The 14,076-nt window shown below is 54.6% G+C and carries 12 protein-coding genes; 10 read left to right on the top strand and 2 right to left on the bottom strand.

What is annotated here, in order from left to right; translation table 11 throughout:
* Positions 1–22 precede the first annotated feature (22 nt).
* Positions 23–2,002, bottom strand: coding sequence for a Stk1 family PASTA domain-containing Ser/Thr kinase (gene pknB, locus FrondiHNR_RS08315; protein ID WP_279352319.1), 1,980 nt, complete (start codon positions 2,000–2,002; stop codon positions 23–25).
* 163 nt (positions 2,003–2,165) lie between these two features.
* On the opposite strand from pknB, the gene FrondiHNR_RS08310 reads away from it, so the two are divergent.
* The gene (locus tag FrondiHNR_RS08310; RefSeq protein ID WP_279352318.1) at positions 2,166–2,510 is read left to right on the top strand and encodes an Rv2175c family DNA-binding protein; all 345 of its coding nucleotides are present in this window, start codon (positions 2,166–2,168) and stop codon (positions 2,508–2,510) included.
* Positions 2,511–2,576: 66 nt separating this feature from the next.
* Here the strand turns inward: FrondiHNR_RS08310 and FrondiHNR_RS08305 are convergent, their stop codons facing one another.
* Complete coding sequence (locus FrondiHNR_RS08305; RefSeq protein WP_279352317.1) at positions 2,577–3,743, bottom strand: polyprenyl synthetase family protein; 1,167 nt, start codon at positions 3,741–3,743, stop codon at positions 2,577–2,579.
* 70 nt (positions 3,744–3,813) lie between these two features.
* On the opposite strand from FrondiHNR_RS08305, the gene FrondiHNR_RS08300 reads away from it, so the two are divergent.
* The 9 genes from FrondiHNR_RS08300 (at position 3,814) to ftsW (ending at position 14,071) form a co-directional block, all read left to right on the top strand.
* Entirely contained in the window at positions 3,814–4,212 is a 399-nt protein-coding gene (locus FrondiHNR_RS08300) for a DUF3040 domain-containing protein (protein ID WP_279352316.1), read from the top strand.
* Positions 4,213–4,482: 270 nt separating this feature from the next.
* On the top strand, positions 4,483–4,914 hold the full coding sequence (mraZ, locus tag FrondiHNR_RS08295; protein WP_279352315.1) for a division/cell wall cluster transcriptional repressor MraZ: 432 nt from the start codon (positions 4,483–4,485) through the stop codon (positions 4,912–4,914).
* Between the two features lie 81 nt (positions 4,915–4,995).
* Positions 4,996–6,069 (top strand): 16S rRNA (cytosine(1402)-N(4))-methyltransferase RsmH, encoded by a 1,074-nt coding sequence (gene rsmH / locus FrondiHNR_RS08290; RefSeq protein WP_279352314.1) that lies wholly within the window; start codon positions 4,996–4,998, stop codon positions 6,067–6,069.
* The gene (locus tag FrondiHNR_RS08285; protein ID WP_279352313.1) at positions 6,066–6,848 is read left to right on the top strand and encodes a hypothetical protein; all 783 of its coding nucleotides are present in this window, start codon (positions 6,066–6,068) and stop codon (positions 6,846–6,848) included. Before rsmH ends, FrondiHNR_RS08285 begins: the two co-directional genes overlap by 4 nt.
* Before the next feature lie 82 nt (positions 6,849–6,930).
* A complete protein-coding gene (locus FrondiHNR_RS08280; RefSeq protein WP_279352312.1) occupies positions 6,931–8,724 on the top strand; it encodes a penicillin-binding protein 2 in 1,794 nt (597 codons plus the stop codon).
* A gap of 99 nt (positions 8,725–8,823) precedes the next feature.
* Entirely contained in the window at positions 8,824–10,236 is a 1,413-nt protein-coding gene (gene murF / locus FrondiHNR_RS08275; RefSeq protein WP_279352311.1) for a UDP-N-acetylmuramoyl-tripeptide--D-alanyl-D-alanine ligase, read from the top strand.
* Positions 10,233–11,318 carry a phospho-N-acetylmuramoyl-pentapeptide-transferase gene (mraY, locus tag FrondiHNR_RS08270; RefSeq protein WP_279352310.1) on the top strand — a complete coding sequence of 362 codons (1,086 nt, stop codon included), beginning with the start codon at positions 10,233–10,235 and terminating at the stop codon, positions 11,316–11,318. Before murF ends, mraY begins: the two co-directional genes overlap by 4 nt.
* Positions 11,311–12,813 (top strand): UDP-N-acetylmuramoyl-L-alanine--D-glutamate ligase, encoded by a 1,503-nt coding sequence (gene murD / locus FrondiHNR_RS08265; RefSeq protein ID WP_279352309.1) that lies wholly within the window; start codon positions 11,311–11,313, stop codon positions 12,811–12,813. The genes mraY and murD overlap by 8 nt, the downstream gene beginning before the upstream one ends.
* Entirely contained in the window at positions 12,791–14,071 is a 1,281-nt protein-coding gene (gene ftsW / locus FrondiHNR_RS08260) for a putative lipid II flippase FtsW (RefSeq protein ID WP_279352308.1), read from the top strand. Before murD ends, ftsW begins: the two co-directional genes overlap by 23 nt.
* The last annotated feature ends 5 nt before the right edge of the window (positions 14,072–14,076 follow it).

Below are 14,076 nucleotides of genomic sequence, written 5' to 3'. Positions count from 1 at the left end.
GTGTGGTGTGGCAGTAGCCGTGTTACTCGGTCGCTGCAATATCGACGGTGGTGCCCTTCTCTACCCTCGTACCGGCGGCGGGAGAGGTTCGGAGCACCCGCGCTGTAGCCCACACGTCGATCCCGGCAAATTTCTCGGCTACGCTTGTGCTGGGAACAAATCCCGCTGAGGTGAGGGCGTTCATTGCTTCACGAATGGTCTGTCCCGATACGTTGGGAATTTCAAAAAGCTCTGGTCCCTGAGAGATTTCTATCCCCACTGAGTCTCCCACACGCAGAGTTTCCGGGACGTTAGTGAGGGCGATGACTCGAGCTTTATCAACTTCCGTGCTAAAGCTCTGAATATCGAGTTTTGGATCGTGCACCAGTCCCGCAGCGGTGATAGCTTCGGATGCTTTGGCGCTGGTAAGTCCGTAAACTCGTGGTCGTGCGCCCGCCGAGGTGATGAGGTTGATGAGCGTCTGTTCGTTGAGTTCTGCGGGAACTCCCCGACCGTCTTCGGTGACCGCCACGATCACTGTACCCGCGGGGAGGTCAGTATCAAACTGTTGTTCAACAACGCTACCGGCCTTAAAGCCCGCAGCGGTTATAGCCTGGAGCGCCTCATCCAGTGGTACCCCGCTCAGGGGAGGAACACTCAGTATGCGCGGGCCGGTCGACTCGCACAGAACAATCTCCGTATCCCGTGCAAGACGTGTCCCCGCGGTGGGTTTTGTGTTGACCACGTCACCGGCGGGAACATCAACGCTCGAGCACTGGTTAACCTGAACCCTAAAATCCTGTTCGTTGAGGATTTGCTGCGCTTCGGCAAGGGGAAGGGAGACAACATCTGGAACGGTTATGAGAGAGCCCGGGCCACCGCCAAACCACCATCCGCCCGTTCCTAGAGTGACGGCAAGAAGAAGCACAAGTGGGAAGATGATCGCCCCGCGTTTTCTGCGACGTACAGTGGAGCTGTGTAGCGCGTGAATACTGCTTTCCGAGGATTCGCTCGCGCTTGTAACGGTTGGGGTGTTATGAGGATGCGAGGCAGTATCTCGGAGCGTCGAGGTGAGTGCGGAGGTCGCCTCGGAGGTGGGGGTGTGAGGAAATATCGTGGTGGCCTGAGTGGGGAGGCCTCCGGGAGGCATAACGGTGGTGTGGGCGGGGTCGATCCCATCGGCTAGGCCTGCGCGTATTCGATGAACCTCTGCCAGAAGCGCCTGTGCATCTGCCGGGCGATTTTGAGGATCGCGTTGGGTGGCCCAGCGTACCAGGGCGTCGAGTTCCGGTGTGGAGTTTGATGAAGCCAGGCTGGGAGGGGGAACCTCATCGTTGGCGTGCTGGTAGGCAATTTGCATCGGCTGTTCGCCGGTGAACGGCTGGACTCCAGTGATCATCTCGTAGAGAACAATGCCAAACGCGTAGATGTCACTGCGTTCGTCAGCAACACCCTTGGTGACAAGCTCGGGGGAGAGATAGGCGATGGTTCCCAGAAGAGCCTGTCCGGTTGTTGTGTTTGCGCTGGCTGCGCGTGCAAGACCAAAATCACCCAGCTTGATTCGGCCGTCGTCGGCCAACAAAATATTTTCGGGCTTCATATCCCGGTGCACGATTTTCTCGTGGTGCGCAGCGGCTAGGCCACTGAGAACAGCCTCGCTGATCTCTAGCGTCTGATCGGCGGTGAGCGCGCCCTCCGTTTTGAGGAGATCGCGCAGCGTAATTCCCGGAAGGTATTCCATCACCAGGTAGGCAAATTCAGAGTCTTGACCCTGATCGTAGACATTAACGACGTTGGGGTGGGCAAGTCGGGCGGCGGATCTTGCCTCTTGATCGAAACGTCGTTTAAAAGCGTTATCATCGGCCAGGTGACCGTGCATCACCTTGATTGCTACACGGCGTTCAAGGCGCTGGTCTGTTGCCACGTAGACGGTGGCCATTCCGCCCCGGGCTATGCGAGAGCGCACGACGTATCGACCATCGAGTACTCGACCAATCAACGGGTCTACGTGTGCAGTAGTCACCCCAAAATTTTATGTAGAAAGCACCTGAGAAGCCGCTTAGTGCTCCGGTGTGCCGGTGTAAATCATAGTAAATGACCATAACAATGCGATTAAACCGAAAGAAAATTGTATAAACGTGCCCTGTCCTCTTGGTACACGGGCCGAGGCGTGGCATTCTGTTGTTGTGACACATGCGACACACGACAATGATTACTACACGATTCCCGATTTAGTTGAGATGTTTGATGTGGGGCCGGGACGAATTCACCGCCTTATTGAGCAGCGTGACCTTGCGGCTATCCGGGTTGAGGGTATTCTGAAGGTTCCTTCCGCGTTCGTTCTCAACGATGAACCTCTCTCGTTCCTGAAGGGAACGCTTATGGTGCTGGAGGATGCCGGCTTTAGTAACGAAGAAGCGGTGAGCTGGCTTTTGAGTGATAACGATACCCTGGGGACCACCCCGATCGAGGCTCTGCGTAACGGTAGAAAAACCGAAGTTCGACGGGTCGCTCTAGCCCTGGCGTTCTAATCGGTAGCCCGAGCCCCTGGGTCTTACTGTAATACTTTTACGGGGTAGCTGAACAGGGTAATGCTTCTAGGCGACCCGATTGGCAACTCTGTTAGCAAGGGTTCGTAATTGATGGCGGGTTACCGGTCCGACGGGGGCATCGTCGAGGGCACTCTGAGAGCGCTGCACATTCTCTGTGATCATTTTTTCCACCTGCGCCAGGGCACCCGTATCGGTGATGGTGTTTTGTAACAGGGTGATCTGTGCGCTGTCCAGAGTGGGGTCACCCACAAGTTCGTCAAAGAGTCGACGCTGATTACCGGGGAGCGCGCGCCGCGTGAGCGCAATGAGAACCGTTTGTTTACCCTCTCGGAGATCGTCGCCGGAGGGTTTTCCCGTGATTGAGGAATCACCAAAAACTCCGAGCACATCGTCGCGTAGCTGGTAGGCGATGCCCAGGGGAAGACCAAAATCGCTGAGGAGAGCTTCCTGTTCCGGGGTTGCTCCGGCGAGGGCGGCACCTATGAGGAGGGGGGCTTCCACGGTGTATTTTGCTGACTTGTAGATGAGGACACGGGTGGAGCGTTCGAGCTGCTCCGCGTCGGAGGCGTTTCCCCAGACCTGCTCTTCGAGCACATCGAGGTACTGACCCGCGGCAACCTCGGATCGCATCCGGTTGAAGTGCGCACGTGCGGCTCGGGCGGATACCTGGTCTGCGAGAGCCGACGTTCCATCGTTAAAAAGCTCATCGCTCCAGAACTGAAGTAGGTCACCGAGGAGGATCGCTCCGGCCACACCAAACGCTGCCGCGCTGCCGCGCCATTCGCCGTTGAGATGGGCGTGTTCAAACTGCTTGTGTGCGGCGAGGGCGCCGCGGCGCGTGTCTGAGTTGTCGATGACATCGTCGTGGACAAGCGCTGCCGCGTGAAAAAGTTCCAGTGCGCTTGCCACCCGAATAACTGTTGAGTGGTCTCGGGAGGCCTGAGGTGAAGCCTCCAGGGAGTCGGGATCGTTTAGTGCTTCTCCCTGCGGTGTGCTCACAAAAGGATCGGACTCGCGGTTCTCAACAAGGCCGCGCCAGGCCCAGTAGGTGAAAAGGGCGCGGAATCGTTTGCCGCCGCTGAGGAAGTTTTGTGATCGTTCTAGGAGGGGGGCGGCGTCTGGACTGATATCGGTCAGAATAGAGGAGCGGGTGTTGAGGAAGTCATCAAGACAACCCTGTAATTGGCTGAGAAGTCTGGCGCTGTGTGACACGTGTCTAGCCTAGTACGGCACACAGGAATAGAATGAACTAAACGGTTGTATCGAAATTGTGAGGTGTGAGATGGCTCTATCCGAGAGGGAGCAACGGCTTCTGGAGGAGATGGAACGTAATCTCTATAACAGTGAGTCCGACGTGGTGAACACGTCAAACGCGGCTAAGTTGCGCCCTAGTTACCGGTCTTTGGTTGTGGGGATACTATTGGCGATCGCGGGGATTATTGTTCTGTTAGCCGGAGTGGTTACCTCGCTGGCCTGGCTTGGAGTGATTGGTTTTGTCGCTATGCTCGGCGGGGTCTTGTATGCGATTACACCGCGCAAGTCCTCCGGGAATCCGCAGCACGATGCAAAGGTTGGCAGCTCCCATAAAACGCCTCGTTCTGCCGCCAATGCGCAGCCCAAGCGTTCACTCTCGGAGCGTATGTCCGACCGCTGGGAAAAACGCCAAGACGGTGAACTCTAGGGCATCTATATAAATTTTAGTTTTTTTGAATGATTCCTTTCCGTAAGGGGTCGGGCTGAAGCCCGGCCCCTTTTTTTGTTTAAAAAATGAAATAATTTTGATTTTTCCTCCACTGTTTAAAAGCTTGTAATTACAGTCTTTTTAAGGGGTTATTTTGTTTTTTTTCGGAGTTTTTCAAGATTTGTGGTTTGAAGTGGAGTAAAGTGGGGGAAAATGGTTCGAGTGAGGCGCCTGATCAGCGATCGATCTGACTGAAGGGAGAACGTAACCGTGTTTCTTGGCACGTTTTCTCCGAAGCTGGACGAAAAAGGGCGCGTTATACTCCCCGCAAAATTTCGTGACGAGCTTGAGGGCGGGGTCGTGATTACTCGAGGTCAGGAGAGATGTCTGTACGTTTTCAGCACGCGTGAATTTGAATCCATGCACGAGAAGATTCGACAGGCGCCGGTGACAAGCAAACAGGCTCGTGACTATTTGCGAGTGTTTCTTTCCGGGGCACACTCCGAAACCCCGGATAAGCAGCACCGCGTGAACATCCCGGCAACACTTCGCAGCTACGCCGGTCTGGACAAAGAGCTTGTTGTTATTGGGGCGGGAAGCCGTGCAGAAATTTGGAACGCTGAAGCCTGGAACAACTACCTGAATGCTCAGGAAGCCGAGTTCGCAAATATCGAGGAGGAGGTGATTCCCGGTCTGTTTTAGCGGATTTTTCTCGCTCCAGACCCTCAGCCATCACCACTGACTCACCTTCCCCGGTGTCAGTTGGATGGACGGGGATCTGGGATGAGAAAATCTGACCAGATCGAAAACTCTATGAGTACTTCCTTCACAACAGACGGCTTCCCTGACAACTCGGACGGTCTGAAAAAGCCCGATCAAGCATTCGAGCGAGATACGGAGGATATCCATATTCCCGTGATGCTTGAGCGGTGCATCGAACTCCTTGAGCCTGCGATAAGTAAGCCCGGTGCCACGGTGGTTGATGCCACGCTTGGACTGGGTGGGCACTCCGCCGTGATGCTTGAGCGGTTTCCCGACCTGACGCTTGTTGGTCTTGATCGTGACACTGAGGCTCTGCATCTGGCGGGACAGCGACTTTCCCGTTTTGGCAACCGTGTGCACCTGATCCACACCGTCTACGATCGAATCTCCGACGCCGTCCGCTCTCTGGGGCTTTCGGCGGTTGAGGGAATCCTTTTCGACCTGGGGGTTTCGTCTCTTCAATTGGACGAGACGGAGCGTGGATTCTCCTACTCCCAGGATGCTCCGCTTGATATGCGGATGAACCAGACTGAGGGTACTCGAGCAGAGGAAATTCTTGCCACCTACAGCGAGGGCAACCTGCGGCGCATATTTGAACGCTATGGTGAAGAAAAGCTGGCGGGACGTTACGCCCGTGCCATCATAACTGCCCGTCAGGTGGCTCCCATTACCCGTTCAGAGCAGCTAGTTCAGATACTGGCCGATGCAACTCCCGCTGCTGTCCGTCAGCTCAGGCACCCGGCAAAGAAAGTTTTCCAGGCCCTGAGAATTGAGGTTAATCAGGAGCTGGTCGTTCTTGAACGAGCAATTCCAGCGGCTATTAACACCCTTGCCGTGGGTGGTCGCCTTGTGGTGATGTCCTATCACTCGCTGGAAGATCGAATGATTAAACACGATCTCCTGGCTCAGGCAACCTCAACCGCCCCACCGGATCTACCCGTTGAGCTTCCGGAGCACTTACCCGAGCTCAAACTTCTCACTCGCGGTGCTGAACAGGCCAGCGAGGAAGAACGCCGCCTCAACCCCCGTTCGCAGTCAGTGCGTCTTCGTGCTGCTATGAGAATTGCCGCTATAAAAAATAGGGATATCGCATGAACAACAACACTGCACCCATAGATCCCATGGAGTTTTGGGCTTTTGACTCCGCGCTTCCACGCGAAACGCCGTCAGTTGATCGTGATACCGAGAATCCGCTCAAGCTCGTGCCGGCGACACGCTCCAAAGCTCGATCGAGTGTTTTGTACGCCCTGGTCAGCCTGACGACCCTCGGGGTAATCCTTGGGGTACAGCTCCTTTTGAGTATTGCGCAGGCTGATGGTGCCTACCAAATCTCCGCGCTGCAGGTGCAGGAGCGTGATCTTGGTCGTGCCGGTCTTGTTGCGGCTCAAGAGGTTGAGAAGCTCTCCTCACCACAGCACCTTTCAGAGAACGCGGCTGCTCTGGGTATGGTGGTCAACGCTCACCCCGCATATTTACGCCTGAGCGATTCCGCAATATTGGGAACTCTAGGGGGAAGCACCGCGCAGCCAGATATAAACAGGATTGCAAACTCCCTTCTCGCGGATACCCCGTTGGCGGGGGCTGAGGGACAGGTGTCTGTGGCTGCGGCACAGGCTGCGGAGGCGGCTGCGGCACAAGCGGCCGCGGAACAGGCGACTCGTGAGCAAGCTGCACAAGAGGCTGCCGCTGCGGCGCAGGCCGCGGGTGAACCCGGTCACGCAGTTGTTCCCCAGACTGAGGCGCCGAGTCAGGGCGCCGCGTCATCATCTCCGGGGGAAAGAGGAAATGGCGGCTCTCCGGTTTCGCCTCCAGCTCAAACTCCGTCGCAGGCTGTACCTTTGAAGGGATCGTTGCCCGCGCCCGTTACACGGTAGATCGAATGATTTCCCAGATGGTTGACACGAGAGTAACTAAATTATGGGTGGTTTACCACAGTTGTAGAGGAAGCTGATTATTGTGAAGAGACAACGGATAGGGCGGCTGCGTTCATCTCTTACCCTCCTGGTAATTTTGTCTTTTATCGGGGTGTTTATTTTTCGACTCGCTGATATTCAGGTGGTTCGGGCTGACGAACTCAACGAGGCGTCCCTTGACAAGAGGTCGGTTCCCCTTAAGCTCTACGGAACCCGAGGCAATATCGTCGACGAGGAAGGCAGCATTTTAGCGACCACCGAGCTGCGTTATGACGTGCAAATGTCCCCGCGGAATGTCAGTGATTTTGTCCGTGTTAAAAATATGGGTGAGGGTAGTTCTGAGCGCGAAGATGTGTCATCTGAACAAGCGTTGGCGGAGATAGGCGCACTCACCGGCCAATCGGGTGAAGAAATCCAAAAGATTGTTGATGAAGCTCTTGCGAAAGATCCAAAATCTGATTTTGCCTATGTAAAAAGGTCTGTGAACCTCCAAACGATGGAGGCCGTTAAAGATCTCCAAGTTCCCTGGCTCACCTACGCCCCGAACGCCAGTCGAACCTACCCCAATGGTGCAGTGGGGGGCAACGTTGTCGGATTTGTGGGCAGGGATAACACTCCACTCGCGGGTATAGAAGTCTCGCAGGAGAGCTGTTTGGTCGCGACGGACGGTATGGAGACCTACGAGCGTGGCGCCGACGGCGTAGCGCTTCCGGGGAGTGCGGTGGTGGTCCAGGACAAGGTTGACGGCGGCACGGTGAAGCTCACCCTGAATACAGACCTTCAGTGGCAGGTGCAGCAGATAGTTGATCGTCAGAAAGAGGTCAGTGGTGCTGAGTACGCATACGCCACTGTGATGGAGGCGAAAACTGGAAAACTCCGTGCCGTTGCCGAAGACGGTTCTGTGGATCCCAACAACTTTGCAGCCTCTGATGAGGACAAGCGTACCTCCAGAGCTTTCCTCAACTCCTATGAGCCCGGATCAACCTTTAAAACGCTCACGGCTGCCGCTCTGATCGATCAGGGCCTTGCTAATCCGGGGACACGAGTTATGGTTCCCGGGGAACGGGTTACACCCAACGGCGCCAATTTTCGCGATTCATGGCCCCACGGACCCACCCCCTACACCCTGACTGGGATTATGATCGACTCTTCCAACGTGGGTCTATCAATGCTGGCCGAACAGCTTTCCAATCAGCAGCGTTATGATTACTTCAAAAAATTTGGTATCGGAGAACCCACCAATACGGGTATGGGTGCTTCCGAGAGTCGCGGAATTATGCGAGACTGGACCGCCTGGGATAATCAGACCGGATATACCACCATGTTTGGGCAGGGTCTAGCGTCGACTATCATCCAGACCACGAGTGCCTACCAGGCGTTTGCTAACGGTGGTACTCGTATCCCAGCGAGTGTTGTAGAGAGCTGCACAGCATCAGATGGAACAGTAACAGAGTTTATGTCCGGTGATCCGGTGCAGGTTGTAAAGCCCGAGTCGGCTAAGACGATGACCGACATGCTTGAAATGTTTTCGTCAGAGTCCTCTCTGGGCAGTTATGTTGACATTCCCGGTTACCGCATTGCCGGAAAAACGGGAACGGCGCAGCAGACCGACCCAAACACGGGTGCGTATCGTGACATATACGTGTATTCTTTTGCAGGGTATTTTCCTGCTGAGGATCCGCAATACGTTGTGGTTTTCACGCTGGGATACCCGCCCAACTCTGTTGGTGCCCGTGACTCCGTTACCGGTTTCCGTGATGTTGCTCAGGCGGCAATTAAAACGTATGCGGTTCCCCCCTCAACGGTTCCGGCCGTGCCTCTCCCCAAAAGATACTAGTGTGCTGCGCACGCAGTTTGCTGTGTGCGCAGTGGTCTTTGTTTTCTCCAGCCACGGAGTGTGGCGAGGGTTCGCACGTTGAAAGGTAAACTTCCATACATGATCTCAATTACTCTGGATGATATCGCTCAGATAATGAGCGGGACTCTTGTTGTGGGCTCCTCGGGCCGGCTACCCACAGATAGAGTATCTGGTGACGCACAAACAGATTCCCGGCTTGTCCTTCCCGGACAGATTTTTTTTGCCAAGCGTGGAGAAACCACCGATGGACATCGCTTTGTGGGTGTTGCGTACGAGCGGGGTGCTCACCTAGCCATTGTTGAAGAAGAGATTGACGATAGAATCGCACAGATTGTCGTAAAAGACTCTGTTATCGCTCTGGCGGATCTGGCGCGCGAAGTGGTTTCCCGAGTAAAGCGGCTGGGCCGCATGAGAGTCATCGGCATCACGGGGTCGAACGGAAAAACCACCACAAAAAACCTTCTTCTGGATATTTTGCAGACCCGGGGAGAGACGGTTGCCCCAACCAACTCGTTTAATAATGAGGTGGGTGCTCCGCTGACCATGCTTCGTATTACCGAGGAGACCGACTTTCTCATCTCGGAAATGGGCGCCAATGCCGAGGGGGACATCGCTCGCCTCGCCTCTATCGCCCAGCCAGATATCGGTGTGGTGCTTAAAGTGGGTCTGGCTCACGCTGGTGGCTTTGGTGGCATTGAAGCAACTTTTCGTGCTAAATCCGAAATGGTTAGCTCCCTGGGAAGCTCCGGTATAGCGGTGCTCAACCGTGATGATACGTGGGTGACAAAGATGTCTGACCTGACGAAAGCTCACACTATCTGGTTTGGGACTACCGCTGACTGCGATGTCCGGGCAACAGATGTTCATGCTGCTGCGACGGGAACCCGTTTTAGGGTGGTGACAAAAAGTGGGGAAGAGCGCCAGATTGATTTTAAAATACTGGGAGAACATCACGTTTCAAACGCTCTAGCTGCAATTGCCGTGGCCGAGGAGTGTGGTGTTCCGCTGCGAGATACGGTTGCGTCTCTTGAATCTGTGACCCGTGCCGAACGCTGGAGAATGGAGGTTATGGGGGGACGCAATAACATCACCATTATTAACGATGCCTATAATGCCAGCCCCGACTCTATGACGGCCGCCCTCAAAACGCTTGCTCTCATCAGCAGCCCCGCACAGCGCACTTTTGCCGTTCTTGGAGAGATGAGTGAGTTGGGTGAATTTTCCGGCGATGAACATGATCGCATAGGCTTACAAGCGGTTCGCTATAACATTTCGCGAATTGTTGTGGTCGGCGATGGCGCGCGTCGAATGCACATTACCGCAATTAACGAGGGATCGTGGGACGGAGAAAGCGTGTTTTTTAGTGGTCAGGATGAGGCTTATGACTACCTCATAACTGAACTTCGCGAGGGCGATATTGCGCTGGTGAAATCCTCTAACTCTGCGGGTCTTCGCTTTTTGGGCGATCGATTGGGAGAGTTTTTCTCATGATTGCTCTGATGCTTGCAGCAACCCTGTCGATGCTCTATTCCCTTCTTCTTACCCCCGTTTTTGTTCGAGGATTTAACCGGCTCAAATGGGGCCAATTTATTCGCGAAGACGGACCAAAGTCACACTATGCAAAGCGCGGAACACCCACTATGGGAGGAATTATTTTCCTCTCAGGATCGGTCTTGAGCTACTTTGCTGCGAAGCTTATGACGGACCGAATTGTTAGCCCTTCCGCCCTACTGGTGATTTTTATGATGTTGGGGCTCGGCTGCGTGGGATTTCTTGATGATTTTCTCAAGACCCGTAAACAGCAGAGCCTTGGCCTTGGAGGCTGGGCCAAAATTACGGGCCAGGTCATTGTAGCCGTCATTTTTGCCCTGCTCTCTCTGCAGTTTGCAAACGCACGCGGTATCACTCCGGCCTCAACACACATCTCGCTATTCCGGGATCTTCCGTTCGACTTCATGTCTCTGGGACTTGTTGCTGGACTTCTCCTATTCGTGCTGTGGATTATTGTTCTTGTGACCTCTGCCTCCAACGCGGTAAACGTGACCGACGGCTTAGACGGCTTGGCGACTGGGGCCTCCATTCTTGCAATTGGTTCCTATGTTTTTATTGGGTTCTGGCAAGCGAATCAGGCCTGCGGCAACACCCAGAACGTTATGAGTTGTTATGACACTCGTGACCCCATGGATCTTGCGGTCATAGCCGCTGCCATAGTGGGTGGGCTGGTTGGTTTTCTCTGGTGGAATACGAGTCCCGCGCAAATCTACATGGGTGACACGGGCTCCTTGGGAATAGGCGGCGCCCTGGTTGCCCTTGCTATTTTGAGCCGCACGGAACTTCTACTCATCGTCATCGGTGGACTTTTTGTGATGGAGACTGGTTCGGTTATTCTGCAGAGGCTATATTTCAAAGTCACCAAGGGCAAACGTATCTTCCTGATGAGCCCGATTCATCACCATTTTGAGCTTAAAGGGTGGGCCGAGGTCACGGTTGTGGTTCGGTTCTGGTTGATCGCCGGTTTCTTTGTGATTGTGGGCATCGGAATGTTCTATACGGAGTGGATCAGTCGTGTCTGATACAGCCGCACGAGTCTCCTCCTTGACCAGCTGGCACCAGGACTGGAGTGGGTTGCGGGTGGCGGTGCTTGGCTTGGGGGTCACCGGATTTTCGGTAGCGGATACCCTGGCTGAGCTGGGTTGTACTGTAACGGTTATCGCGGCGCACGGTGACCCTGATCGTGAACGCCTCCTCTCCGTTATCGGTGTCTCTTTTGTGGCAGACCCGAGCGACGAAGCTCAGCTTTTACAATTGCAAGAGATAAACCCCGACCTGGTTATTGTGTCTCCCGGGTATCGTCTTGAGCATCCGCTCCCCGAATGGGCTTCCTCGCAGGGCATTACCGTGTGGGGTGATATCCAGCTCTCATGGCGGCTTCGTGACAAGGTGGGAACACCCGCCGACTGGATTGTCATAACGGGTACCAACGGTAAAACCACAACAACGGGGCTTACTGCCCACATGCTTAGAACCGCCGGGCTGCGGGTAGCCCCTGTGGGTAATATTGGCACTCCGGTTCTTGATGCCCTGCGGGATCCAGGGGGTTTTGATGTGCTGGTTGTGGAGTTGTCAAGTTTCCAGCTTTCCCGGCTGGGACATATCGAGCCCTACTCGAGTGTCTGTCTTAATATTGCTCCGGACCATCTTGACTGGCACGGCTCGCTAGAACAGTACATCGCTCACAAGGCAATCGTGTATGAGAACACCCTCCACGCTTGTGTCTATAATCGGGCCGATCCGGTTACCGAGCGTATGGTAGAGAACGCGGATGTGGTGGAGGGGGCCCGGGCTATTAGCTTCGGTCTGGACACCCCACAACCGAGTGGGATAGGAATTGTGGACGGTGTTCTGTGTGACCGTGCTTTTTTGGCGGAGCGTCGCTCACAGGCGTTAGAAATTACCACGATTGGACGGTTGCGTGAGCTGGGTCTTGACGCCCCCCATACCGTTCAGAATATTCTTGCGGCAGCGGCGCTCGCTCGCTCCTATGGGGTGACTCCTGAGCAGATTGCCGCAGCCTTGGAAAATTTTACACTGGGCGCGCATCGCTTGGAACGCATTGCTTTGTCTCGCGGCGTGCTCTGGATTAATGATTCCAAAGCGACAAATCCGCACGCGGCATCCGCGGCGCTCCGTTCTTTTTCAAGCGTGGTGTGGATACTCGGGGGAGTGTTGAAGGGAGTGGATGTGAACTCCCTGGTGGCTGAGCACTCCGGGCGACTTCGAGGGGCAATTATTATCGGACTGGAGCGCGGTGATCTTCTTGCCGCGTTCAAGCGACACGCCCCCGATGTGCCGCTCTTCGAGGTCTCTCCGCGCGAAACTGAGGACATAATGGTAGCAGCCGTTACCCGAGCTTCGGAGATCGCTCAGCCGGGAGATACCGTTCTTCTGGCACCGGCGGCTGCATCCCAGGATCAATTTGAGAGTTATGAAGACCGCGGCATAAGGTTTACCCGGGCCGTACAGGAGTATTTAGGAGGTGAGGCGGATGGCGATTCCGCCTCCCGCTAGCGACGATCAGGCCTCTACACCACGCGAAGACGGTTCACGATTAGCAGCTTTTCAAGCTCGGATGTTTCTGGGTAAAACTCGGCGTCGGGAGAGTGGAACTTACTTTCTTGTGCTGGGTACCACGCTCTTCTTGGTGGCGATTGGTCTGGTGATGGTTCTTTCTTCGTCAGCGATTACATCGTTTGCGTCGGGGGATTCAGGGTTTTTTGGAGCATTTTTAAGACAGGGAACGTTCGCGTTGATCGGTGTTCCCCTCATGCTTGTTATCAGTAGATTCCCGATATCTTTCTGGAAGAAGTGGGCCTGGCATTTTTTGGGTGCCGGCATTCTTTTGCAATTGCTGGTGTTTGTTCCCGGTATCGGTATTTCAAGCTATGGGAATCAGAACTGGATTCGATTGGGACCATTAACCGGGCAGCCCTCTGAGTTTCTTAAATTGGGTCTTATCGTGTGGATGGGGTTTATTCTGTGGCGTAAGCAGGATCGGCTTCGTGATTGGAAGCACGCTCTCATCCCGGTCTTTCCGGCCGCTGTCTTGGCAATTGGTTTGGTGGTGCTTGGTGCTGACCTGGGCACGGGTATAATCATGTTTGCGATTTTTATGTCCGCTCTTTATTTTGCGAATGTGCGGATGAGAATTCTTGCGATTCCGCTGATTTTTGGAGCGCTTGCGGTTGCGGCAATGACGGTTCTCAGCCCCAATCGTGTGGCGCGTATTCTCAATTTTGCGGGTGATAGCTGCGACGCCTCAACCGATATTAGCGGGCTGTGTTGGCAGCCTCTCCACGGCCTGTGGGCCATCGCAAACGGTGGAGTTCTTGGTGTTGGTTTGGGAAATTCCAAGGCCAAGTGGTTATGGCTTCCCGCCGCCGAGAACGACTATATCTTTGCAATTATCGGCGAAGAGTTGGGAATGGTCGGAGCTATTGTTGTGATCTTGCTTTATTTGGTGCTCACCTTTGCCCTGATCCGAGTGATGCGTAATGCCCGAGATCTTTTCGGAACTGTTGTGACCGGAAGTATTCTTGTGTGGATTGTTGGACAAGCATTTGTTAATATTGGTGTTGTGATTGGCTTGCTCCCGGTGTTGGGTGTTCCCCTTCCCCTGCTGTCATCGGGAGGGACCGCATTAGTTTCGTGTCTACTTGGAATCGGTGTTGTGCTTTCGATAGCAAGAGATTCCAACCACAAACCCGAAGATGACGCGCTCAACGATACCTTGGGGGCGCGAAGTTGGGCACCCAGGGTTCCCGCATAGAATAA

The sequence above is a fragment of the Lysinibacter sp. HNR genome, assembly GCF_029760935.1.
GTDB lineage: Bacteria > Actinomycetota > Actinomycetes > Actinomycetales > Microbacteriaceae > HNR.
The sequence above is the reverse complement of the archived record's forward strand: the minus strand, read 5'-3'. Positions and strand labels throughout refer to the sequence as shown.

Bases quoted from the DNA above. Each gene is read 5' to 3' on its own strand.
- FrondiHNR_RS08300 (WP_279352316.1), top strand. From the start codon at position 3,814: ATGGCTCTATCCGAGAGGGAGCAACGGCTTCTGGAGGAGATGGAACGT.
- rsmH (WP_279352314.1), top strand. From the start codon at position 4,996: ATGAGAAAATCTGACCAGATCGAAAACTCTATGAGTACTTCCTTCACA.
- FrondiHNR_RS08285 (WP_279352313.1), top strand. From the start codon at position 6,066: ATGAACAACAACACTGCACCCATAGATCCCATGGAGTTTTGGGCTTTT.
- murF (WP_279352311.1), top strand. From the start codon at position 8,824: ATGATCTCAATTACTCTGGATGATATCGCTCAGATAATGAGCGGGACT.
- mraY (WP_279352310.1), top strand. From the start codon at position 10,233: ATGATTGCTCTGATGCTTGCAGCAACCCTGTCGATGCTCTATTCCCTT.
- ftsW (WP_279352308.1), top strand. From the start codon at position 12,791: ATGGCGATTCCGCCTCCCGCTAGCGACGATCAGGCCTCTACACCACGC.